21 protein-coding genes are annotated in these 21,466 nt (G+C 58.6%); 16 read left to right on the top strand and 5 right to left on the bottom strand.

Annotated features, from left to right (window positions below):
* Positions 1 to 13: 13 nt before the first annotated feature.
* Genes IPM39_03275 through mraZ form a run of 4 tightly spaced genes read right to left on the bottom strand, consistent with a single transcriptional unit; the run spans position 14 to position 3,573 of the window.
* Positions 14 to 1,708 carry a penicillin-binding protein 2 gene (locus IPM39_03275; protein MBK8985093.1) on the bottom strand — a complete coding sequence of 565 codons (1,695 nt, stop codon included), beginning with the start codon at positions 1,706 to 1,708 and terminating at the stop codon, positions 14 to 16.
* Positions 1,701 to 2,174 carry a hypothetical protein gene (locus IPM39_03270; GenBank protein ID MBK8985092.1) on the bottom strand — a complete coding sequence of 158 codons (474 nt, stop codon included), beginning with the start codon at positions 2,172 to 2,174 and terminating at the stop codon, positions 1,701 to 1,703. Before IPM39_03270 ends, IPM39_03275 begins: the two co-directional genes overlap by 8 nt.
* Positions 2,175 to 2,185: 11 nt before the next feature.
* A complete protein-coding gene (gene rsmH / locus IPM39_03265; GenBank protein MBK8985091.1) occupies positions 2,186 to 3,106 on the bottom strand; it encodes a 16S rRNA (cytosine(1402)-N(4))-methyltransferase RsmH in 921 nt (306 codons plus the stop codon).
* A gap of 41 nt (positions 3,107 to 3,147) precedes the next feature.
* Positions 3,148 to 3,573 carry a division/cell wall cluster transcriptional repressor MraZ gene (gene mraZ / locus IPM39_03260; GenBank protein ID MBK8985090.1) on the bottom strand — a complete coding sequence of 142 codons (426 nt, stop codon included), beginning with the start codon at positions 3,571 to 3,573 and terminating at the stop codon, positions 3,148 to 3,150.
* A 538-nt stretch (positions 3,574 to 4,111) separates the two neighbouring features.
* On the opposite strand from mraZ, the gene IPM39_03255 reads away from it, so the two are divergent.
* Complete coding sequence (locus tag IPM39_03255; protein ID MBK8985089.1) at positions 4,112 to 4,531, top strand: redoxin domain-containing protein; 420 nt, start codon at positions 4,112 to 4,114, stop codon at positions 4,529 to 4,531.
* Between the two features lie 23 nt (positions 4,532 to 4,554).
* On the opposite strand, the gene IPM39_03250 is transcribed toward IPM39_03255, so the two are convergent.
* Positions 4,555 to 6,162, bottom strand: coding sequence for a peptide chain release factor 3 (locus IPM39_03250; GenBank protein MBK8985088.1), 1,608 nt, complete (start codon positions 6,160 to 6,162; stop codon positions 4,555 to 4,557).
* Between the two features lie 258 nt (positions 6,163 to 6,420).
* Between IPM39_03250 and IPM39_03245 the strand changes: the two genes are divergently transcribed.
* The 15 genes from IPM39_03245 (at position 6,421) to IPM39_03175 (ending at position 21,452) form a co-directional block, all read left to right on the top strand.
* Positions 6,421 to 6,675 (top strand): Trm112 family protein, encoded by a 255-nt coding sequence (locus IPM39_03245; GenBank protein MBK8985087.1) that lies wholly within the window; start codon positions 6,421 to 6,423, stop codon positions 6,673 to 6,675.
* 37 nt (positions 6,676 to 6,712) lie between these two features.
* Positions 6,713 to 7,081, top strand: a complete 369-nt coding sequence (locus IPM39_03240; protein MBK8985086.1) for a response regulator — start codon at positions 6,713 to 6,715, stop codon at positions 7,079 to 7,081.
* Positions 7,082 to 7,182: 101 nt separating this feature from the next.
* Complete coding sequence (locus IPM39_03235) at positions 7,183 to 8,022, top strand: GNAT family N-acetyltransferase (GenBank protein ID MBK8985085.1); 840 nt, start codon at positions 7,183 to 7,185, stop codon at positions 8,020 to 8,022.
* 186 nt (positions 8,023 to 8,208) lie between these two features.
* On the top strand, positions 8,209 to 10,950 hold the full coding sequence (locus IPM39_03230; GenBank protein MBK8985084.1) for a pyridoxal-phosphate dependent enzyme: 2,742 nt from the start codon (positions 8,209 to 8,211) through the stop codon (positions 10,948 to 10,950).
* Positions 10,951 to 11,514: 564 nt separating this feature from the next.
* A complete protein-coding gene (locus IPM39_03225; GenBank protein MBK8985083.1) occupies positions 11,515 to 12,120 on the top strand; it encodes an HAD family phosphatase in 606 nt (201 codons plus the stop codon).
* 15 nt (positions 12,121 to 12,135) lie between these two features.
* Positions 12,136 to 13,170, top strand: a complete 1,035-nt coding sequence (locus IPM39_03220; protein MBK8985082.1) for a GNAT family N-acetyltransferase — start codon at positions 12,136 to 12,138, stop codon at positions 13,168 to 13,170.
* A 140-nt stretch (positions 13,171 to 13,310) separates the two neighbouring features.
* Positions 13,311 to 13,844 carry a PadR family transcriptional regulator gene (locus IPM39_03215; GenBank protein MBK8985081.1) on the top strand — a complete coding sequence of 178 codons (534 nt, stop codon included), beginning with the start codon at positions 13,311 to 13,313 and terminating at the stop codon, positions 13,842 to 13,844.
* Positions 13,845 to 13,901: 57 nt separating this feature from the next.
* Complete coding sequence (locus IPM39_03210) at positions 13,902 to 15,266, top strand: ABC transporter substrate-binding protein (protein ID MBK8985080.1); 1,365 nt, start codon at positions 13,902 to 13,904, stop codon at positions 15,264 to 15,266.
* The gene (locus tag IPM39_03205) at positions 15,214 to 16,296 is read left to right on the top strand and encodes an iron ABC transporter permease (protein ID MBK8985079.1); all 1,083 of its coding nucleotides are present in this window, start codon (positions 15,214 to 15,216) and stop codon (positions 16,294 to 16,296) included. The genes IPM39_03210 and IPM39_03205 overlap by 53 nt, the downstream gene beginning before the upstream one ends.
* Positions 16,297 to 16,334: 38 nt before the next feature.
* Positions 16,335 to 17,702 carry an ATP-binding cassette domain-containing protein gene (locus tag IPM39_03200; protein MBK8985078.1) on the top strand — a complete coding sequence of 456 codons (1,368 nt, stop codon included), beginning with the start codon at positions 16,335 to 16,337 and terminating at the stop codon, positions 17,700 to 17,702.
* A 258-nt stretch (positions 17,703 to 17,960) separates the two neighbouring features.
* Positions 17,961 to 18,908 (top strand): hypothetical protein, encoded by a 948-nt coding sequence (locus tag IPM39_03195; GenBank protein MBK8985077.1) that lies wholly within the window; start codon positions 17,961 to 17,963, stop codon positions 18,906 to 18,908.
* Positions 18,905 to 19,390: a hypothetical protein gene (locus IPM39_03190; GenBank protein ID MBK8985076.1), complete on the top strand. Its 486-nt coding sequence runs from the start codon at positions 18,905 to 18,907 to the stop codon at positions 19,388 to 19,390. The genes IPM39_03195 and IPM39_03190 overlap by 4 nt, the downstream gene beginning before the upstream one ends.
* The gene (locus IPM39_03185; GenBank protein MBK8985075.1) at positions 19,387 to 20,079 is read left to right on the top strand and encodes a hypothetical protein; all 693 of its coding nucleotides are present in this window, start codon (positions 19,387 to 19,389) and stop codon (positions 20,077 to 20,079) included. Before IPM39_03190 ends, IPM39_03185 begins: the two co-directional genes overlap by 4 nt.
* Before the next feature lie 103 nt (positions 20,080 to 20,182).
* Positions 20,183 to 21,316, top strand: a complete 1,134-nt coding sequence (locus tag IPM39_03180) for a dynamin family protein (GenBank protein ID MBK8985074.1) — start codon at positions 20,183 to 20,185, stop codon at positions 21,314 to 21,316.
* Positions 21,267 to 21,452, top strand: coding sequence for a hypothetical protein (locus tag IPM39_03175; GenBank protein MBK8985073.1), 186 nt, complete (start codon positions 21,267 to 21,269; stop codon positions 21,450 to 21,452). The genes IPM39_03180 and IPM39_03175 overlap by 50 nt, the downstream gene beginning before the upstream one ends.
* The last annotated feature ends 14 nt before the right edge of the window (positions 21,453 to 21,466 follow it).

Genomic DNA, 21,466 nt, shown 5'->3' with positions numbered 1-21,466 from the left:
CCATTCATCCTTCTTAATTTCTCAGGGCCATGACATCTTCCTGCTGGCGCATGTTGTCGGGGGGAATGCCCAGCAAGACGACCAATTCGTTCGCCAGTTTGGCGAAGGTTGGTGCGGCGGTGGTGGACCCCCAGGGAGAGACCTGGGGTTTGTCCAGCTTAATGAACACAATAATCTCCGGGTTGTCGGCGGGCAGCCAGCCGATAAAAGAGGCGATGGTGTCTTCTTGCAAGTAGACGCCGTTTTCGGCGATTTGCGCCGTGCCGGTTTTGCCGGCGATGGTGTAGCCGTCTACTCTGGCTTCGGGGACTTCGCTGGCAACGGCCGTTACCGCCATGGCCGTGACCTGCCGCGCCGTTTCCTGGCTGATGGGGCGGCTAAGGACCGCCGGTTGGTGGATAAATGTGCCGTTGGCGGTATGAACCTCTTGCACCACGTAAGGCTGCATCAACTCCCCGCCGTTGGCGATGGCCGATACAGAAGCGATCATTTGCAGCGGTGTTACCGCCAGACTTTGGCCGTAAGAGTTGGTCGCCATGAATGACTCTGTCCACAATGCGTCGCCGGGCAGGGGCATCAATCCGCCCGCCTCCGACATAATGTCTATGCCGGTAGGGCTGCCAAAGTTGAAGCGGCGCATGTAATCATAATAGGTGTCCGCGCCCATCCAGGTGGTAATGGTCGCCGCGCCCACGTTGAGCGAGCGGGACAGCAGCGTGGTCATGTCTACCGTGCCATGCGCGGCGCGGTCCCAGTTCACCGTGCGATGGCCGCCCACCCACAATTCGCCGGAATCGTAATAAGTTGTTTGCGGCGTCACTGCGCCTGAATCCAAAGCGGCCGCCATCGTAATCAACTTCATGACCGAGCCAGGTTCGAATTGGCGGCTGACGATGGGATTAAACAACATCTCTTCTGGCGCTTTGTAAAAACCATCGGGTGTAAAACATGGTTCGCTGGCCATGGCCAGAATGGCCCCCGTCTTTGGTTCCATCACGATGATGGTGCCGCTTTCCGCGCCCCATTCCACCATTGCTTCTTTAAGGTGTTTTTCCACCATATATTGCACCGAGCGGTCAATGGTCAACACCATGTCCGCGCCTTCGCGGGCAATGACGCTCTGCTGCACGTAAAAAGGCGAAATGTTGATTGTGGCGCTGGCCGCTTCCCCGGCCAACTCGGTCTGGTAATAGCCCTCAATGCCCGCCCCGCCGTTGCCGTCGAAGTCTACGTAGCCCAGGGTGTGGCACATCAGATCGCCCTGAGGATAAAAACGCCGGGGCAGGGGGTCAATTTGTAGGCCACCGTACTGCGCGTTTACCTGCCGCACGCGTTCGGCGATGTCTGAGGAGACGCGCCCGGCTAACATGACAAAGGGAGCGCTGGATTGCAGCGCGCCCATGATTTCGTGTCGGGGTTGTTCCAGGATGACGGCCAGCTGATTGGCTACTTCGTCGGGGTTGATCACCAGGTTGGGGGAAACGCCAATCTGGTAGTCGGCGCCGTTGGCGGCCAGGACGGCGCCGTTGCGGTCGTAGATAACGCCACGCTCCGGGCGGGCGATGACGACCAACTCATCGGCTGTTTTGGCGGCCCATTCTTCGCCCTGGATGATCTGGAAAGCGACCAAACGACCGATGATGATGACGGTTGTAAACACCAGACCGATCACGATAATCCACATGCGGCGTAATTGACTGTTATTCACCGGCTTCTCCTTGGATCAGGTCGCCCACGCTGTCGCGAAAGGCCAACCAGAAGGCTTCTTCGATGGTTTCTGGCGGCGAGACCGGGGCAGCTTGGGGGGTGGCGGCGGGGTCGGGTGAAAGTTGGGGCGGCACGGCCGTTGCGTGGGGGTATTCAGGAATCAACAGATATTCGATGTCGCCCGGTTTTGCTTCGACAAAGCCCATCGCTTGCGCCTGCTGCTGTAATCGTCCCAACGATTGTGATTCGGCAATGGTTCTTTCGATAGCAGCGTTGTCCCGTTTCAGCGTTTCCAGGTCGTTTTGCATCATCTGCACGCGGCGGCCGGTGACGGCAATGTGGCTGGCCTGGTTGAGGTAAATTGCCCCCAGGATGGCGAGCAGAACCAGGATGATGCCCCAGCCGATGGCCGCCTGCGCTTCTGTAAGCCAGTTCAAACGTTTGGCTGTTTCTCGTTTTTGTCTCATCGAATTTGTCGTCATACGCTGTTTTTCTCGACGACCCGCAGGCGCGCGCTGCGACTGCGCGGGTTATTTTCTATTTCGGCGGCGGTTGCCTGGACGGCTTTACGGGTGATCAGGCGCAGAGGCGCTTTGCCACCACATGTGCAAACCGGCTGTTCCGGCGGACAGGTGCAGGCCTGACTCTGCTGGCGGAACAGCCGCTTAACAAATCGGTCTTCCAATGAGTGGAAGCTGATGACGGCCAGCCTTCCCCCCGGTTTTAGCAGGCTGATGGCCGCCGGTACGCCGGTCTCCACAGCGGCCAATTCCTGATTCACGGCGATGCGCAGCGCCTGAAAAATTTGCGTCGCCGGATGAATGCGGCGGCGCTGGCTGCCTGTGCGCCCGGCGATGAGGTCGGCCAGTTGGGTGGTGCTGGTGAGTGGCCGGTTGGCGACGATGAGTCGGGCGTAGGCGCGGCTCTGTTTTTCTTCGCCGTAGCGCCAAAAAATATCGGTCAGTTCTACTTCTGTCAGGTTGTTAAGCAGGTCGGCGGCTGTTTCGCCTTGTGTCTGGTCGAAGCGCATGTCTAGCGGCCCCTCTTGCCTGAAGGCGAAACCGCGCGCGCCGTCGTCTAACTGCCGGGATGATAGACCCAGGTCGAGCAAGATGCCGTCTAGCGGGGCAAAGCCCAACGTGGGGGCGATCTGGGCCATGTTGGCGTAGCTGTCGTTGACGAATGTCACCCGGCTGCCGTATTCGGCTAGGCGTTGGCGGGCGAAGGCAATGGCTTCCGGGTCGCGGTCGAAACCGAGGACACGGCCGTTAGGCGCTGATGCGGCTAAAATTCCGGCTGTGTGTCCGCCAGCGCCTAGTGTGCCATCCAGGTAACGGCCGTCTGGCTGTGGACGCAGCAGGTTCAGCACTTCTTGGTAAAGGACAGGCGTATGGGTCATTTGGTTGACGATTGACGATCTCAATCGCTCATTGTGAATTCTTAGATTCCCAGGTCTTGCCACCGGGCGGCGTCGCTGCTGTCGTTGATGGCGCTGCGGATGGACTGCCAGGCGTCTGGGTTCCACAGTTCCACGTAGTTATACATCCCGGCGATGATCACATCACCGTCTATGGCGGCAAATTCGCGCAGGTAGGGGGGCAGTAAAATGCGCCCCTGGCGGTCGGGTTCCAGGTCTACTGCGCCGGAAAAGACACGCCGCCGGAAAGCGCGCACGTCTTCATCGCCTAACGGCCGTTCAGCAATTTTATCCGCCAGCTGCCGCCAACCTTCTACGGTGAAGATCATCAGGTTTTGGTCGAAGCCGCGCGTAACCACCAGCCCGCCGGCCATTTCGCCGCGTAACTTGGCGGGAATGGTCAGCCGACCTTTGGTGTCTATGGTGTGCGTAAATTCACCTAAAAGCATGATGTTCCGTCGCGTATTCCGGCTTTTTCTGGCCGGTGTTATCTATTTAGCGAGACCTATAGGGTCTAATCTGGGTAGAATACTGCTAGAACATTCGTTCTGTTTGCCCCATTTTAACACGGTTTTGGTAGGTTTATGCGGCCATAATGCCCCACAATGCCCCACTTTTCACCACGTTAGGCCAACAGTATACACCAAAGCCCCATTTATGTGAAGATGGGCGGGCGAACTTTTAAGGTCAATGTTTTCGGGAAGGGATTTGGGTGGATAGTCGGTGGTGATAACGGGTTAAGAAGAGGCTGGATGAGGAACGGCCGTTGTGGTTTAACGGATCGCCATATATTGACAAAAACTTTGCAAGATATATAATTGCACTATTATTGTCCAATTACAAAGGTGAGACATGGCGAAAAAATTGAAAATAGGCGATCTGGCCCCCAATGGATTGGCTCTATCCGTTACGGGCGAACCGGTGGAATTGCAGACTTTATGGGCCAACGGCCCGACGCTGCTGACGTTTTTACGGCACTTTGGTTGAATTTTTTGCCGTGAATGGCTGGCTCAGTTAGAGCTGCATCGTGAGGAAATTGAAAAGGCCGGGCTGAAAGTGGTGGCTGTGGCGTTGGGGGAACCGAAACACGCCGAACGTTACTGCGGCAATCTGGCTCCCAGCATAGACTGTTACTGCAATCAGACGGCCGATGTGTATGAAGTGTATGGGCTGCAACGCGCCGGCGTCGCTTCTATGTTGAACCCGGGCATGGCGAAAGCGGCCGTGCGCGCCGCCGCCAGAGGACATGTTCAGGGGAAAGCAACCGGTGATGTGAAGATGCTGCCGGGCACGTTTATTGTGGACACCCAGGGCGTCATCCGCTATGCCTATTACAGCAGCCACGCCGGGGATCACCCTGATTTGCAGGAATTGACGAGAAAATTGACGATTGACGATTTGTCCTGAGCTTCCCGAAGGATTGACGATTTCTATACCATCTGCTTATAGACCACTTTGGGGTATTTTTCGCGGTAGTAGTTGAATTCGTGTTCGGAGTTGAACAGACCTACCAGACGGCCGTCGCCATCCTTCGTCTGCATCATGCCGCTGTAGCGCCAGGGCAGATTTTCGATCTCCTGTGGATCACCCTCGACAAAGCGGCATAACTGGTGCGGCAGCATCTCCAGCCGTACCATCACGCCATATTCTGTCTCCAGACGTGCTTTCACCACGTCGAATTGCAGCACGCCCACCACCGCCAGAATCGGGTCGCGGCGCTGCGCGTCCACCTCGTACAAAACCTGCATCGCGCCCTCGGTTTCCAATTGGTGAATGGCCTTCAGAAACTGCTTTTGCTTGCCGATGTCCAAATTGATCAGCCGGCCAAAATGCTCGGCGGCGAAGCGGGGAATAGGGGCAAAGTTGAACGCTTTACCGGCGCTGATGGTGTCGCCGATGTTAAAGTTGCGGTTGCCCGGCAGTCCGATAATGTCCCCGGCATACGCTTCTTCCACCACTTCGCGCTCGTCGGCAAAAAATTTGTAGGGAATAGGCAGGCGAATGCTTTTGGCTGTGCGCGCATGGTTCACCACCATGTTACGCTCGAAACGGCCGCTGCAAATCCGCAAAAAGGCGACGCTGTCGCGGTGTTTGGGGTTCATGTTCGCCTGAATTTTAAAGACGAAGCCGGAAAAATCGTGGTTGAAGGGGTCAATACGGCCGTGATCGCTCGGATACGCGCCGGGGCCAGGGGCAAAACGCACAAAATCATCCAAAAACAACTGCACGCCAAAATTGGTCAACGCACTGCCAAAATAAACCGGCGTCTGTTCGCCGCGCAAAAAGGCGTCCTGGTCAAAATCCATGCCCATCTCGTCCAGCAAGGCCACGTTGGTATAGAAGTCATCAATCTGCGTGTCGTTCAGGTTTTGGCGTAGGCGCGGGTCTTCCAGGGTGGTGATGGTTTCTGGCGAAATGGTCTGGTTGCGCACCGTGCGGTCATACATATGGACCTGCTGTGTGCGGCGGTCATAGACGCCCTTAAAGCGGTCGCCGTCGCCGACCGGCCAGTTGATGGGCACGGGCTGCATCCCCAGCACCGTTTCCACTTCATCCAGCAGGGCCAATGGGTCCAGCGCCGGCCGATCCATCTTATTGATGAAGGTGAACATGGGAATACCGCGCTGGCGACAAACCGCGAATAATTTGCGCGTTTGCGTTTCCACGCCTTTGGCGGCGTCCAGCACCATGACGGCGCTGTCGGCGGCCATCAATGTGCGGTAGGTGTCTTCGGAAAAGTCCTGATGGCCGGGTGTGTCCAGCAGGTTGACAACGTGGCCCTGGTAAGGGAATTGCAGCACGGTGGAGGTGATGGAAATGCCACGCTCTTGCTCCATCGCCATCCAGTCGGACGTGGCGCTGCGTTGGTTGCGCCGCGCGCGCACGCTGCCGGCCAGATGGATGGCGTTGCCATAGAGCAGTAGCTTTTCTGTCAGGGTGGTTTTCCCCGCGTCCGGGTGGGAAATGATGGCGAATGTGCGCCGGACATCAATGGCTTCTTTGAGATCGCCGTTGGCATTGGTTGTTTGTTCTATCATGAAAATTCTCCGGGGGCGTGAAAAACGGCCACGGTAATCTGTCGCCGTGACCGTCCAAGGCCCTCTTGCAGATTCTAAAGATAACATGAAATGGGTGAATGGGAAAGGTTGGGAGGCCGGTTGGTTGGTTGGCGGCAAAGAGAACCAACCAACCGGCCAGCTGACCTTTTGCTTACGGCCGTTTTCCATTTGCCACTTATCTTTAAGTTGCGTATGATCGCCCTGTAACCACAGTGAGTTTCATATTTAGAGGAGAACATGATGAGCAACGATTCACTCCCCATTAGCCCAGAGCTTTTAGAAATTTTGCGCTGCCCCAAAGCGGTGCAGTCGAAGGAATACGGCAGCGATCCTGGCCGGCTGGAACTGGTGCATGGCTGCTGGCTGGTCTCGGCCGATTCTGGCCTGAAGTACCCCATTCGTGATGGCATTCCAGTGATGTTGATTGAAGAAGGCGAAAAGTGGAAGGATACGGCCGTAGCCGACCTGCCCGTGCCACCCCCGGCGGCGTAATCCGTAATCGGAACACGGAACACAGAGGTATAAAGGGATGAAAACGATTCTACAAATCGAAGACAATCTCGCCAACAAGCTGCTGATTGAGCGTGTTTTGGAGCCCCATCCCTATCGCCTGCTGCACGCACCCGATGGCGAAACGGGGGTTTCCCTGGCGATAGATGAGAAGCCCGACCTCATCCTCATTGATATGGGCTTGCCCGATCTGGATGGTCAGACGGTCGTCACCCTGTTAAAACAGATCCCAGATCTGGAACACGTGCCTATTGTGGCCGTCACGGCCTGGCCGGTCGAAACGGCCGAGCGCATGGCCCGGCGTTACGGCTGTGATGGCTGTATTACCAAACCCATTGACGTGAAACAATTCCCTGCGCAAATTGCGGCATTTCTGCAAAATGATTGATGCGTGGGTTTGCGTTAGCATAGGGTGTCAGCCGGCATTTTCCCCTCTAACCACCCTGCTGCATTGTTGCCCAAACTGTGCTCAGCCCCACTGAGGCGTGTATGAACCTTGTCCCCGCCAGTCAATTCTCCTACGATGAACTGGTCGCCGCTTACAACCAGACGCGAGTGGATTACCTGGTGCCCATGCCCATGAATGCGGCCCGTTTGCAGGAATATGCTCGTGTCTATGACGTGCAGTTGGAACGATCCGCGGTGGCCGTAAAAGGGGATGTGATGTTGGGTTTGGGTATGTTGGGAGTGCGAGACGGCCGTACCTGGATTTCGCGCCTGGGGGTTTTGCCAGACGGCCGTCGCCAGGGAACCGGCCAGGCGCTTATGGACCAACTGATGCAGCATTCGCACGATCTGCACGTGGCAACGATCTGGCTGGAAGTGATCAAAGGCAACACCCCGGCCCATACCCTTTTTTGCAAATGCGGCTTCAGCGAAACCCGCGAACTCATCGTTGCCCGCCGCGCCCCCAACTTGCACGCCGAACTACCCGAAGACATCCGCGTGAGGAATGTCATCCCCCTCGGCCACGACGACGCCATTATGCTGCTCTCCCATCGCCGTCAGGTCCCCAACTGGCTCAACGAGATAGAATCCCTTCACCACGTCAAGAATTTATCGGCGCTGGTGGTGGAATTGTTGGATGGTGGCCGCGGCTGGGTAACCTACCACGCCGGGCTGTTGCAGTTGACACGCATCAATGTCGAAGTAACGGCCGGCGACCCGGTCGAGGTTGCCGCCGCCATTCTGCATATTCTGCACCAACGCCACAAACGGCAAGACACCATCACCGAAAACATCCTCGACGATGACACCTGGCAAGGCTATAAAGCTGCCGGGTATTTTGAAGCCTTCCGCCGCATCGAAATGAAAAAACCTTTGGTTTAAGCTGTTGTAGGATTTACGATTTACGATTGGCGATTTACGATTGGCTTGCCCCCTGACAAGCTATGAGAAAATCCCAAATCTTTTTCTTAATATCTATGGCTATTCGCTGTAAGCGGTATTCCATACCTGAACACCGAACACTGAACACTGAACACTGAACACCGCACACGGAAAACGGTATCCCCCATGACCATGACCCAGACCCCAGACGTAAGCGCCGCCGCCGCCCGATTGGCCGGCATTGTCAAACAGACCCCCGTTATGACTTCGCGCACGCTCAACGAGCGGACCGGCTGCGAGATTTATTTAAAGTGCGAAAATTTCCAGCGTGTCGGCGCGTTTAAGTTCCGCGGCGCGTATAACGCCGTCAGCCAGCTTAGCGACGCGGAAAAAGCGGCCGGCGTCATCACCCATTCCAGCGGCAACCACGCGCAAGGGCTGGCTCTGGCAGCCAAATTGTTGGGCGTCAAAGCGGTCATCGTCATGCCGGACAATGCCCCGGCAATTAAAAAGGCAGCAACGGCCGCTTATGGCGCAGAAATTGTGACCTGCACGGCCGTTACCCGCGAAACCGTCACCGCCAACCTCATCGCCCAACATGGCTACACCCTCATCCATCCCTACGACAACGACGAGATCATCGCCGGGCAGGGCACGGCCGCCTGGGAATTGTTCCAGGAAATAGGGCCGCTGGACGCCCTGTTTGCGCCTGTTGGTGGCGGCGGGCTGATCAGCGGCTCGGCGTTGGCGGCGGCGGCGTTAGCGCCAGGCTGCCGCGTGGTGGGTGTGGAGCCGCAAGCCGGCGCGGACGCCAATCGCTCCTGGCGCGAAAACCGCATCGTCACCCTGGACGACGCCCCGGACACCATCGCCGACGGCTTACGCACCCGCTTCATTGGCCAGCGCAATCTGCCCATCATGCGCCGCTGCGTGGCCGATATGACGGCCGTATCTGAAGACGACATCCTGACGACCCTCGAATTTCTTTGGACGCGCCTCAAACTGCTGGTGGAACCCAGTTCGGCCGTTGCCCTGGCCCCGCTGTTCACCGGGCAATATCCGCTGCCCGGCCAGCGCGTCGGCGTCATTCTCAGCGGCGGCAACGCCGACATCCCCGCCGTCGCCGCCCGGCTGTGGGGCGAACCAACGCCCCGGCCGGCCCTGGCCGCCGTGCACAACGCCGCCTTCCGGCGGCCGGTGGAAAAGGCGCAAAAACGGCCGCGTGTGCTGGTGTGCGATCCATTGGACGCCGCCGGCATGGAACTGCTGGCAAAAACGGCCGTTGTAGATGTGAAACCCGGCCTCAGCGATGAAGACCTGCTGCCGATCATCGGCGGCTACCAGGCTATTGTCGTCGGGCAGGAGACGCGGCTGACAGAACACGTCATTGAGCAGGGCTACAATTTGCGCGTCATCGGCTGCTCTGGGGCGCGGCTGGACAACATAGACGTGAGTACGGCGCGCAGCATGGGCATTCAGGTGGTCAACGTGCCCAGCAGCAGTTCCGTAGCCATCGCCGAAAATGTATTGTCGTGGATGTTGACCCTGGCTTATCGCTTTGCCGACGGCCGTTTGGCCGGTAAAACCCTGGGTCTGATTGGTTTTGGGCAGGTGGGCAGCGAAGTGGCCCGCCGCGCCCGCGCCTTCGACATGCGCGTCCTGGTCAACCAGCCGCGCCTGACGCCCGAACTGGCCCTCTCCGCCGGCGTGGAGGCCACCGACCTGGTAGCCCTGCTGCAAGAATCGGATTTTGTGAGCCTGCACGTGCCCTTTAAAGCGGAAACCGAGACCATCATCGGCGCCGAGGAATTGGCGCTGATGAAGCCGTCGGCCAGCGTCATCAATCCCGGCCATACCGATTTGGTGGACGAGGCGGCGCTGCTAGAGGCATTGGCAAACGGCCGTCTCTCCGACGCCGCCGTGCCCGAACTGCCAGTCGAAGTGGGCGAAGCGACCGAGACTGCCCGGCTGCTGCGCGCCCAGCCACGCGCCATGGTCGTGCCCCATGTCAGCACCATCATCGGCAATCGTCAGCGCGACGTCGCGCTGACGGTGGCCCGACAAATTACGGCCGTGCTGGAGAAAAAACAGCCCGGCGAGACGCTTTCCCTGGAACTGGTCCCCACCGAACTGGTCATCCCCCACGAGCAGGTGGATGAAAAACGGGTGGCGCGGCTGATGGGCCGCCTGGAGGCCGATGGCCTGCTGGTGAATCCGCCGGTGACGACGTTCTGGAACGGCCGTTACATTGTTTTAGATGGGGCCACGCGCTCTACCGCCTTTAAATGGTTAGGCTATCCGTACCTCATCGTCCAGGTTGTGCCGCCCGACGATAACCGCTTTGAGCTGCATACCTGGTATCACGTTATCTCCAGCGGCCAAAAAGTGGCAAAACGGCCGTTTACTGAACTGCAAGAACATCTGGCGGCCATCCCTGGCTTGCGCCTGCACCCCATCGCCGCCCCCGAAATCGGCCACATCTTCGACGACCCGACCACGCTTTGTTATTTCCTGGATAGGGATGGGGAAACGGCCGTTGCTCAGGCCGCGCCTGGTTCTGACCGCCTGACAGTGATGAATGAATTGGTCGCCAGCTACACCCGCTGGGGCAACGTGGAGCGCACCCTGCTGACCGACTTGCCGCGCTTGCGGGTACAGTTTCCACAGATGACGGCCGTTGCCATTTTCCCCCAATTCCAGCCGGAGATGGTCTTCGAGGTCGCCAGCCGTGGCGAACTGGTCCCCGCCGGGTTAACCCGCTTTGTCATACCTGGCCGCGTCCTGCGCCTGAACGCCGACCTGTCCCGCCTGAAGCAAGACGAGCCCCTGCCGGCCAAACGCGCCTGGTTCAACCAATTCCTGGAAGAAAAACTGGCCCACAGCCGCCTGCGCTACTACGAAGAACCGGTGATTTTATTGGATGAATAGGGCTGATTGGCTGCCAAATTTCATTTTCGGGACGACAAAAACAGATCTGAGTAAAGAACAGATTTGGCGCACCTCTGGAAAACCCTGTTTATTATTCCCAGCTGTGGTTGCCATTCTTCAGAGGGTTGATACTCTCAGTTAGCTAACTGCCTCTATTGAGTTCCCTCTTTTTAAATTCTTATCAATTCCCATGATTGTTTACCCTTGACGCGGGGAACGGCCGTATGTTACAGTATGCGCGTGGTCACAATAAGCCATAAATCGAGTAAGTTTACGGTGAGCAGCATGATGTTAAAGGGAATGTGTTCAACAAAGTCTGGCGACGGTCCATCTCCTTGTCGCATTGCGTCTGCACGCCGATAACTTGACATAAGATTGATATAGTCGAGGCCGCAGCGCACCAATGCCTGCGGCCTTTTTATTTTCCGGCGCGTTGTCACCACAACGCCCGGCCGAAAAGGGCGCAGGAGTTATCCGCAGCGCCCTTTTTTATTGGCAAACGTCAAGCGTCAGGTGTGAGGCGTAAAAATAACACCTGAACCCATGACGCAAAAGGAGTAACAGATGATTCAAGCAATAATCTTTGACATTGGCGGGGTGTTGGTCCGCACCGGCGACCACCGCCACCGTCGGGAATGGGAAGCGCGCCTGGGTCTGGCCGAGCGTGAATCGGAAGAGATTGTCTTTGGCGGCGAAATGGGCACAAAGGCGCAGCGCGGCGACATTAGCGACGAGGCGTTGTGGGTCTGGGTTGGTCAGCGGCTTAACCTGAGCCAGAGCGATCTGGCGGCGTTTCGGCGCAGCTTTTGGGCCGGAGATGTGCTGGATACAGACCTGGTGGCCTTCATTCGCAAGCTGAGGCCGCGTTACCAGACGGCCGTTATCAGCAACGCCACCGATGGCCTACACGCCGCCCTGGCCGACAAATTCCACATCGCCGACGCCTTCGACCTCATCGTCGGCTCGGCGGTTGAACGGGTGATGAAACCAGACCCGGAAATTTTTACCCGCACCCTGGCGCGCCTGGGCCGCGCGCCGGCCGAAGCTGTTTTTGTAGACGATTTTGCCCACAACATCAAAGCGGCGCGCGATCTGGGCCTGCACACCATTCATTTCCAGCCCGGCACAGACATCCCGGCGGAACTGGCGCAGCTCGGCGTAACGCCCTAAAAAAATCAGGAGAGCATGATGATTACCGAACAAGCAAGTACAACAACATTACCGGCCGGATTTATTGTACGGCCAGCGCAAATGAACGATATTGAGACGGCCGTTGCCCTGTTCAACGCCGCCTCCATTGCCCAATCCGGCCGCGCCGAGTTCACCATCGAAGATATTCGCGGCGAGTGGGAAACTGAAGATTTCCACCTGGACACGGCCACCCGCGTCGTTGTTTCGCCGCTGGGTGAATTGGCGGGCTATGTGGAAGTGTGGGACACACACTCGCTGCCCGTTTCCCCCTGGGTGTGGGGCCGCGTCCATCCGCAGTTTGAAGGGCTGGGTATCGGCACGTTCCTGCTGGAATGGGCGGAGGTGCGCTGCCGCGAAGTTTTTCCCCGCGTGCCTGCCGAAGCCCTGGTGACGATGCGCGCCGGGGCCATCAGCACCCATGAGCCATCCCAAGCGCTGTTGGCTGGCTATGGCATGGTCCCAACGCGCTCATTCTATACCATGAAGATTGAGCTGCCGACGGAACCGGCAACGGCCGTAATCCCGGCCAACATCCACATCATCACCCTGCCCAACCGGGACGACCTGCGCGCCGTTATGAATGCCACCACCGACGCCTTCCGCGACCATTGGGGTTTCGTCTCTTCCCCGGAAGAAGAAGAACTGCGCCATTGGCAGCAGTGGATCGGCCGCGACCATCTCTTTGACCCGTCCTTGTGGTTTCTGGCGATGGCTGGCGACGAAGTGGCCGGAGTCTCGCTGTGCCGCATCAACTCCTACGAGGACCCGGCGATGGGTTGGGTGAATACATTGGGCGTGCGACGGCCGTGGCGGCGCAATGGGCTGGCCCTGGCGCTGCTGCAACACTCCTTTGCCGAATTGTACCGGCGTGGGCGGCGCTCGGTAGGGCTGGGCGTAGACGCCAGCAGCCTGACTGGGGCCACCCGGCTGTATGAAAAAGCGGGCATGTTCATCGCCCGCCAGTTCATCAATTACGAAAAGGAACTGCGCCCCGGCATAGACCTGCGCACGCAGACTTTGCACGAATAGGTTTGTATTCAGGAGTTGCGTAACGACAATCAAGTCCCCGGCGTTGGCAAAGCGCCGGGGACCTTTCATTGTTGCCTGGAAAAGAGCAAAGGTTATAATCCGTCTTGTTTATTCATAAAATGAGTAGTTGATTTTTGATTATGACGCTGAAAACCTCTTCCTTGACCATCGAACATGCTTTGTTGGGTTTTTTGCGCGGCCAGCCCAAACACGGTTACGCTATCCACCAGGAGCTAACCGACTCGGCCGGATTAGGGCCGGTGTGGCAGATTAAGTTGAGCCAGTTGTACGCCCTGCTGGACAAGCTGGAAAGCGCCGCGTATGTCTTCACCGTCACCGAGCCACAGGAGAACAAGCCACCGCGCAAGCTGTTTCACCTGACGGCCGTCGGCGAGGCCGCCTTTCTGGCCTGGGTGGAGAGTCCGGTGGCGCACGGCCGTTCCCTGCGTCTGGAGTTCCTGGTGAAGCTGTACTTTGCCCGGCGGGAAGGGACGGATGTAGAGTCCCGCCTGTTGGCGGCGCAGCGGGTGCGCTGCCAGGAATGGTTGGCGGCGCAGGAGTCGCGGGCTGCGGGTGAGGCGCAAAACGCAGGGGAGTACGGCCGTCTTGTCCATCAATTTCGTTTGGGCCAGATTCAAGCCATGCTGGACTGGCTCAACAGTTTTCAGGAGTAGGGGGTATGGCCATACCCCCTACTCTTTGTGTTAAACTCTTTTTCACGGAGCAATCTTATGAAAATCAAACCAACATTCCTGTTCATTTTATTGTTGGCGCTGGCGGCGTGCCGCCCATCGGCAGCAGAGCAGCCCGCCCCCGCTGCGGAAACTGCGCCAACGGCCGTTCCCGATCCAACAATCGCCCCCGACCCAACATCTCGCTTTACCATTCAGGCAGACGAGGCAGTGCGCGGGGCGGTAATGGCCGTTTACACCACCCTTTTCCCTGACGAACAACCCGACTTCGTCGCTGCCGCCGCCGATCTGCTGGTTACAGCTGGCGCCGCCGAAAATGCCGCTTATTTCCTGCCCGGCGTCGCCCTGGTCGCCCAAACTGCAAGCGCCGACGCGGCCGATTTTATCACCTTTGCCATCTCCCCAGACGGACAGCAGGCGCTTATTGACATCGGCGCGCTGCCCGCCAGCGTCACCGTCACCGACCAGGCGGGCAATACGGTGGCAGTGCCGCAGCCGGTGCGCCGGGTGATCAGCGCCCACGGGCCGACCACTTTTCTGGTTTACGGCGTCGGCGCGGGCGACCGGTTGGTGGCCGCCAGTTACCTGGGCGCGCGCGACCCCGCCGGGGCGGCAGCAATGGCTCGCATGGACCCCCGTTTTGAAGAAATTAAAGGGGACGACGCCTTTGCTCAGCGCAGTTTTAACGTGGAAACGGCCGCCACACTTGCCCCTGACCTGATTTTGGGCGCGGCTCGTTCCGAATGGTTGGGCACAACGGCCGAGTTGGGTGTGCCCACCATCCTTTTTGAAGCTGAGACCCCGGAACGTTTGCAAGAAGCTATCCGCCTCAGCGGCCAACTGTTTGGCCCCCATGCCGCCGCCCAGGCTGAGGCGTGGATCGCCTATTACGAGGCCATCCTGAATACTGTTCGGGAAGAAACAGCCGCTGTTCCCGCCGACCAGCGCGTGCGCGTCCTCTTCACCGGCTCTGATCCACTGCAAGCAGCCAGCGGCGAGATGTACCAGACCAGCCTCATTGAGGCGGCCGGGGGCGAATCTGTCAGCGTTGACCTGCCCGGCTACTGGAACGATGTCAATCTGGAGCAAATCGCTGTCTGGAACCCGGATGTTATCGTCATTCCTCCCTATGGTGGCGCAACCATTGCAGCCATTACCGACAGCCCGGAATGGCAGGTATTAGACGCGGTGCAGAACGGCCGTGTCTACCAAATGCCCAAATTAGTCGCCCCCTGGGACACGCCCGCGCCCGATTCAGTGTTGGGCATTGTCTGGCTGGCCGAAAGGCTGCACCCCGGCGTTGTGAGCCTGTCGTGTGCCGCTGAAACAAGAATCTTCTACAATATCTTCTATGGCTACGACATCACCGCTGAAGAAATCGCCGCCTTATGCGGCAGTGAATAAACATCTCACTGCAGCGCGGGCTTCTATACGGCGCTATGGTTTGCCCGCGCTGCTGCTGTTCCTGCCAGTTTTCTTGTTCTTGTTGGCGCTTGGCCTGGGGCGCTACCCCATAACGATTGCCGACGTGGGGCGTGTTTTGCTTTCGCCCCTGTTCCCCGGCGTGGCCGACCATGTGGACCAGACGGCGGCGCTGCTGGTGCTGCGCATCCGGCTGCCACGGGCGCTGGCGGCGCTGCTGATTGGGGCCAGCCTGGCCAGCACGGGCGCTGCCTTTCAGGGCATCTTCAAAAATCCCCTGGTTGATTCTAATATCCTGGGCGTGACCTCTGGCGCGGGTTTTGGCGCGGCGTTGGCTTTGCTGCTGCTGGCGCCAGCCTGGCTGGTGCAGACCTCGGCTTTCTTTTTTGGCTTATTGGCCGTGTCGCTGGCTTTTTTTGGCAGCCGTTTGTATCACAGCGCGCCTATTTTGGTGTTGACGCTGATGGGTATTTTGGTCGGTTCGCTCTTTGGCTCGCTGACCTCGCTGCTAAAGTATGTCGCCGATCCGCTGGACGCGCTGCCGGCGATTACTTTTTGGCTGTTGGGCAGCCTGGCCAGTGTTACCTGGCGCAGCATTCCGGCGCTGCTGCTGATCACGGCCGTTGGCGCGCTCTTTCTCTGGCTGGTGCGCTGGCGGCTGAATGTATTGTCGCTGGGTGAGGCCGAAGCGGCGACTCTGGGCATGAACCCCACCCGGTTGAAGTTGGCGATTATTGTGACGGCGACGTTGATGACGGCCGTAGCCGTCTCCATCAGCGGCGTCATTGGTTGGGTGGGGTTGGTTATCCCCCACGCCGGGCGCATTCTGGTGGGGCCAGACCACAAACGGCTGATTCCGGCGACCCTCAGTCTAGGGGCCAGTTTCCTGCTGCTGATTGACCTCATCGCCCGTACTCTGCTGCCCGGCGAAGTGCCGCTTGGCGTCCTCACCGGGCTGATCGGCGTGCCTATCCTCATTGTCCTGCTGCGACGCAACCGCACGGGGTGGTGAGGTGGGTAGTGTTCAGTGTTCAGTAGGCAGTGGGTAGTATGAAATTAGAAGCGCAAGATGTCGGATTTGCCTATACGCCGGGGACGGCCGTGCTGCATGATGTGTCGTTGGCATTGGCTGCCGGGGAAATTCTGTTCCTGCTGGGGCGCAATGGCAGCGGCAAAACCACGCTGCTTTCCTGTCTGGGCGGCGTACAGAAGCCGACGCAGGGGCGGGTGTTGTTGGATGGCCGGCCGCTGCATGAATACAACGCCGGTGAACGGGCGCGGCGTGTGGGGCTTATTCCGCAGTTACACATGCCGGCCTTTGCCTACAGCGTGCGCGAGATGGTGTTGATGGGGCGCGCGCCCCATTTGCGGCTGTTTGGTTCGCCATCGGCGGCTGACCGGGCTATTGCTGATGAGGCGTTGGAGAATGTGGGGCTGCAAGCGCTGCGGGAACGGCCGTATACCGAAATTAGCGGCGGCGAGCGGCAGCTTACCCTCATCGCCCGGGGGCTGGCGCAGCAGTGCGACGTGCTGCTGATGGACGAACCATCGGCCCACCTGGATATGAGCAATCAGCATCGCGTATTAGAAATGGTAGACCAATTGGCGCGGCAGGGATTGTCTTTTATCATCTCATCGCACGCGCCGAACAACGCTTTGGAGTACGCCGGCCGGGTGCTGCTGCTGTACCGGGGGCGGGTGATGGCCTATGGCCGACCGACAGAGACGTTGACCGAGCCGCTGCTTTCGACCGCCTATGGACTGCGTATGGAGATGTTGTACGACCACAGGAATGGGCAGGATGTGCCGCGTGCAGTTCTGGCGCAGCGGCCGCTGACCCTGCCCGCCGCTGCCCTGGATTGGCCGGATTCGCCGCTGGCGCAAGCCTTTCAAAATGGGCGCAATGCGCCGCAGTTGTTCATTGTTACCGGGCTGAGCGGCGTGGGCAAGACAACCTGGTGCGGCGACCTGGCGCAGCGGGCGCGGGCGCGGGGTCTGCGGGTGGCCGGATTGTGGTCGCCAGGGGTGTTTGCGCACGGCCGTAAACTGGGCATTGACCTGGTGAATTTGCACACCGAGGAACGGCGGCGGTTGGCAAACCTGCGTGGTTCGGCAGCCGCGGCCGTGTCTACGACGCAGTGGGCCTTTGACCCGGAGGCCCTGGCCTGGGGCAACAGGGTGATGGCTGATGCGCCAGACCATGACCTGCTGATTCTGGACGAGTTAGGTCCGCTGGAATTTGGGCGAGGTGAGGGGTTGATGGCCGGTTTGCAGGTGATTGACGACGGCCGTTACCGGGTGGCTTGTGTGGTAATACGGCCGTCGCTGCTGCCAGAAGCCCAGGCGCGTTGGCCGCACGCCCAGATCATTAACCCACCACCGCCCGCCTCCCACGAGCCATCGCCGAACCTGGTTTAGGAATAGCATACGGAAGATTGGACAAATCTTCTGAGATTTGTCCAATCTGAACGCCTGCGGTTCTGGGCCAACACGATTTGCTATAAAGCGGTTCCATCTGCTAAAATGCAGAGACAAATCAACAGGCGATGAGGCTCGCCATCTCACGTTCGTGAGTCAATTGCCAGGTCTACCGGCTGATAGCCTCTACCAACGGAGTTATTCGTGGGTAGAGGTTTTTTTGTTGTTTGGCCCACCGCGATGAGGACAGGCAAACAGATGGTAACAGAATCAAACAGCCCATTAAACAGCCCATTAAACAGCCCATCTCCCAGCTTTGTCAGAACCCATCGGTCCATGGCTACCTGGTCGCAGGTGATTGAATCGTATGAAGCTGTGCCCCAGGCTTTTCAGAGCGCGTGTGAACGGCCGTTAGCCACCATCCAACCCTTCCCCCACGTCGTTTTTGCGCCAGTGATCAACAGCATGCGGCGCAAAACAACCGAAAGACTGCTCTGCGAGCTGGATGATACGCTTTATGTGTGGGAGCGCGTGGGCAGCCAAATTGTCGCCGCCAGTTACCCGTTAGCCCATGTCAGCGACCTGGAAATCGGCCAAATTCTGCTGTATTCATGGTTGACTATCAGCGGCCTGACCGATGCCGGGCAGCCAACATCGGTTATCATCGAATTTAACACCGTATCGCGGCCGGTTTATGAACCGTTTATACACAAAATTCGACCGGAGGCTCAAGATACCTCTGAGGAGCAATGGAAGGCGCAGCGGGCCAGATTTAATTATTTGGATACGGTCAACTACAAATTTATGAATTATGCCCGCGAAAGTCTGGTGCGCGGTGAACAGGTGATTCATACCATTTGGCAGCCCAAAATGAGCCGGCCGATTCTGACATTGTTTGGCCGGTCGTTCAATCGCACAGTATCTCTGGCGCACCTCGCCATTCTGACGGACAAAGAGGTCATTTTTATTGGTGATGATAACCGTTTTGCGGAGGCCAGGAGTGGACACTATGGCGGCGTTTGGCAGTATATTCGGCTGCGTCACATCATGTCGGCTGCCGTAACGGAGCAGGCTGATGGCTTGTTCACCTTAACGCTCCGTCTTTCGCCCGGCGGTCGGCAGTTGGATAAGCTGTTCACGGCCGTTAATCAATTCGCCTTAACCCAATTCCAGGAACAGCTAGAGCGGATGATAGGCGCGCTATGATTCGCTACTGTCCGCATTGCTGGGTGGAAAACGCCTATGAAGCCCAAACCTGCACCGCCTGCGGCGCGTCGCTGGCGGAAACGGGCAAAGATTTCACCGACCGGCTTATGGACGCCATCGGCCACCCTGAACCAACCCGCGCCGTCATTGCAGCTGAGATTTTGGGTCGCCTGGGGGCAGAACGCGCCGTGCCACCGCTGCTGGTCCGTCTGGCCCGCCAACCCGACAGCATGGACGTGACAACGGCCGTTGCCCACACCCTGGGTCTCCTTGGCGCGCTGCCGGCCGTGCCCGGATTGGCAGTGGTATTGTTGGATGGTACACGGCCGTTACCCGCCCGTTTAGCCGCCGCCGAAGCATTGGCCGCTATTGGCGGCCCAGCCGCGCAGCAGGCATTGGCAGACGCTGCCGCTTTAGCCCAGTTGCCGCACTTACTGCGCCGCGTGATTCACACAACACAGGAGGCTGCAGAAAACAGATGACCGCCCGCCACACGCCCTACTTTAACCTGCTGGATGCCCTGAAAACACCCGGCTGCGCCCTGTGTACATTGGGGCGAACGGCCGTTGCCAATTTTATGGACAGTATGCTCTATGAATACGTCAACGACACCGAGATGCAGCAAAGATTGACTGAGGCGCACGGCTTTTGTGCCACCCACAGCCGACTCTTGTTAACCTATCATAATGCTCTGGGCATCACCATTCTCTACAATGCTATTTTCCGTCAACTGGAAACGGAACTGCCACAAGGGCAGGAAGAAAGCGCCAGCTGGTTCGACCGGCTGGCGGGGCAAATGGGGCACGACAGCAGCCCCAAACACCTGGCCGCCCACGCTCCTTGCCCCGCCTGTCAGATACGCGACGAGACGGCCGAACGCGCCCTGAATGTGCTGCATGCCCATCAGCAGGACGCCGACCTGGCAGCCGCCTGGCAAACCAGTGATGGCTTATGCCTGCCACACCTACGGCAGGCATTAGACACCCTTGACGGGCCGGCGTATGCTATGCTGCTGTCGCACCAACGCCAGATATGGCAAACCTTGCGCGTCCAGTTGTCCGAATTCATCCGCAAAAACGATCATCGTTTTCAGCACGAAGGATTTAGCGAAGAAAGTGACGCCTGGCGGCGCGCCGTGGAATTCACCAGCGGTGCGCTGGATGTTTTTTAAATAGAACCATGTCTGAAAATCACCTCCACGCCACCCCCGAAGAAGAAGTCTGTCCGCAGTATCGGCTGCGGCGGGATGTAAAAACGCGCGCCGAGAGGACCTTATGACGACGGCCGCACTTCGGGAATTACTGCAAACAGCCGTTACCCACCTGACCCAGCATCCGCCCACCGCGCTACTGGCGGCCCGCCTGCAAGAATTGCAAAGCCGTCTCACCGCCGGGCGCTTCCACCTGGCCGTGTTGGGCCAATTCAAACGAGGCAAAAGCAGCCTGCTGAATGCCTTGTTGGGCGAGCCATTTCTGCCAACGGCCGTTGTGCCCCTGACCGCCATTCCCACGCTTATCACGCATGGGCCGGAGCGCATCGTGGAGGTGGTGTTTCATGATGGCCGGGTAACGGCCGTGCCGCCATCGGCCCTGGAGCAATACGTTACAGAAACGGGCAACCCCGGCAACGTGCTGGGCGTGGCCCGCGTGGACGTGCGCCATCCGGCGCGGCTGTTGGCGCAAGGCGTGGTGCTGATAGACACACCGGGCATTGGCTCTACCCTGGGCCACAACACGGAAACGACCCTGGATTTTCTGGCCGAAGTAGACGCCGCCTTGTTTTTGCTCTCGGCCGACCCGCCAATAACGGCCGTTGAAGTAGAGTTCCTCAAAGCGGTGCAGCAGCACGTGAGCCAGCTCTTCTTTTTGCTCAATAAAGTGGATTACCTGACACCGGTCGAGCAGGCCCAGGCGCTGGGCTTTTTGGCCGACACCCTGCGCCAACAGGCGCAGCTAAACGGCGACCTGATGTTGTTTCCCATCTCGGCGCGTCTGGCTTTGGCGGCCCGGCAGCAGGATGATGCCGACGGCTGGCAGGCCAGCGGGCTGGCGGCCGTCGAAGCGCGGTTATTTTATTTTCTAAATCAGGAAAAACAGGCAGCGTTGGCGCAAGCCATTGCCGCTAAAGCAGTAGACGCGCTGCACGAAGCGCAGCAGCTGCTGCAAACGGAACGCCGGGCGCTGACTATGCCCCTGGACGAACTACAACAAAAGCGCGACGCCTTCCAGGAAACCCTGGTAGCCGCCCGCCAAAAGGATACCTCGTCTTCTCAATCGCTTGCAGCCGCTCGGCGCTCAGTTGGCTTTACGCAACACGGAGCATCTACGTTGGGCAGTGGTGCAAAACACTGGGCAGGTGATGCGTCAGTATCAGGCGCATCTGGATACCCGCTGGCAAGAGACGATTGAAGCGACGGCGCTGGTGTTGGAAACGGCCGTCACCCAACGCGCCCAACATGCCGCCACCAGCGCCGACGCTCTGGCCGATTTAGACACGTTGATGGCTGCGGTTCACGCTCTGACCGAAGCGTTGTCAGATTTGTGACCGTTTTTATTTCT

Origin of the sequence: Candidatus Leptovillus gracilis (assembly GCA_016716065.1) — a bacterium.
Taxonomy (GTDB): Bacteria; Chloroflexota; Anaerolineae; order Promineifilales; family Promineifilaceae; genus Leptovillus; species Leptovillus gracilis.
This window is presented reverse-complemented; position numbering and strand designations above follow the sequence as displayed.

Bases quoted from the DNA above. Each gene is read 5' to 3' on its own strand.
- IPM39_03225 (MBK8985083.1), top strand. From the start codon at position 11,515: ATGATTCAAGCAATAATCTTTGACATTGGCGGGGTGTTGGTCCGCACC.
- IPM39_03230 (MBK8985084.1), top strand. From the start codon at position 8,209: ATGACCATGACCCAGACCCCAGACGTAAGCGCCGCCGCCGCCCGATTG.
- mraZ (MBK8985090.1), bottom strand. From the start codon at position 3,573: ATGCTTTTAGGTGAATTTACGCACACCATAGACACCAAAGGTCGGCTG.
- IPM39_03240 (MBK8985086.1), top strand. From the start codon at position 6,713: ATGAAAACGATTCTACAAATCGAAGACAATCTCGCCAACAAGCTGCTG.
- IPM39_03175 (MBK8985073.1), top strand. From the start codon at position 21,267: ATGCGTCAGTATCAGGCGCATCTGGATACCCGCTGGCAAGAGACGATT.
- IPM39_03205 (MBK8985079.1), top strand. From the start codon at position 15,214: ATGGCTACGACATCACCGCTGAAGAAATCGCCGCCTTATGCGGCAGTG.
- IPM39_03190 (MBK8985076.1), top strand. From the start codon at position 18,905: ATGATTCGCTACTGTCCGCATTGCTGGGTGGAAAACGCCTATGAAGCC.
- IPM39_03215 (MBK8985081.1), top strand. From the start codon at position 13,311: ATGACGCTGAAAACCTCTTCCTTGACCATCGAACATGCTTTGTTGGGT.
- IPM39_03185 (MBK8985075.1), top strand. From the start codon at position 19,387: ATGACCGCCCGCCACACGCCCTACTTTAACCTGCTGGATGCCCTGAAA.
- IPM39_03195 (MBK8985077.1), top strand. From the start codon at position 17,961: ATGGTAACAGAATCAAACAGCCCATTAAACAGCCCATTAAACAGCCCA.
- IPM39_03200 (MBK8985078.1), top strand. From the start codon at position 16,335: ATGAAATTAGAAGCGCAAGATGTCGGATTTGCCTATACGCCGGGGACG.
- rsmH (MBK8985091.1), bottom strand. From the start codon at position 3,106: ATGACCCATACGCCTGTCCTTTACCAAGAAGTGCTGAACCTGCTGCGT.
- IPM39_03180 (MBK8985074.1), top strand. From the start codon at position 20,183: ATGACGACGGCCGCACTTCGGGAATTACTGCAAACAGCCGTTACCCAC.
- IPM39_03210 (MBK8985080.1), top strand. From the start codon at position 13,902: ATGAAAATCAAACCAACATTCCTGTTCATTTTATTGTTGGCGCTGGCG.
- IPM39_03235 (MBK8985085.1), top strand. From the start codon at position 7,183: ATGAACCTTGTCCCCGCCAGTCAATTCTCCTACGATGAACTGGTCGCC.
- IPM39_03220 (MBK8985082.1), top strand. From the start codon at position 12,136: ATGATGATTACCGAACAAGCAAGTACAACAACATTACCGGCCGGATTT.
- IPM39_03270 (MBK8985092.1), bottom strand. From the start codon at position 2,174: ATGAGACAAAAACGAGAAACAGCCAAACGTTTGAACTGGCTTACAGAA.
- IPM39_03245 (MBK8985087.1), top strand. From the start codon at position 6,421: ATGATGAGCAACGATTCACTCCCCATTAGCCCAGAGCTTTTAGAAATT.
- IPM39_03250 (MBK8985088.1), bottom strand. From the start codon at position 6,162: ATGATAGAACAAACAACCAATGCCAACGGCGATCTCAAAGAAGCCATT.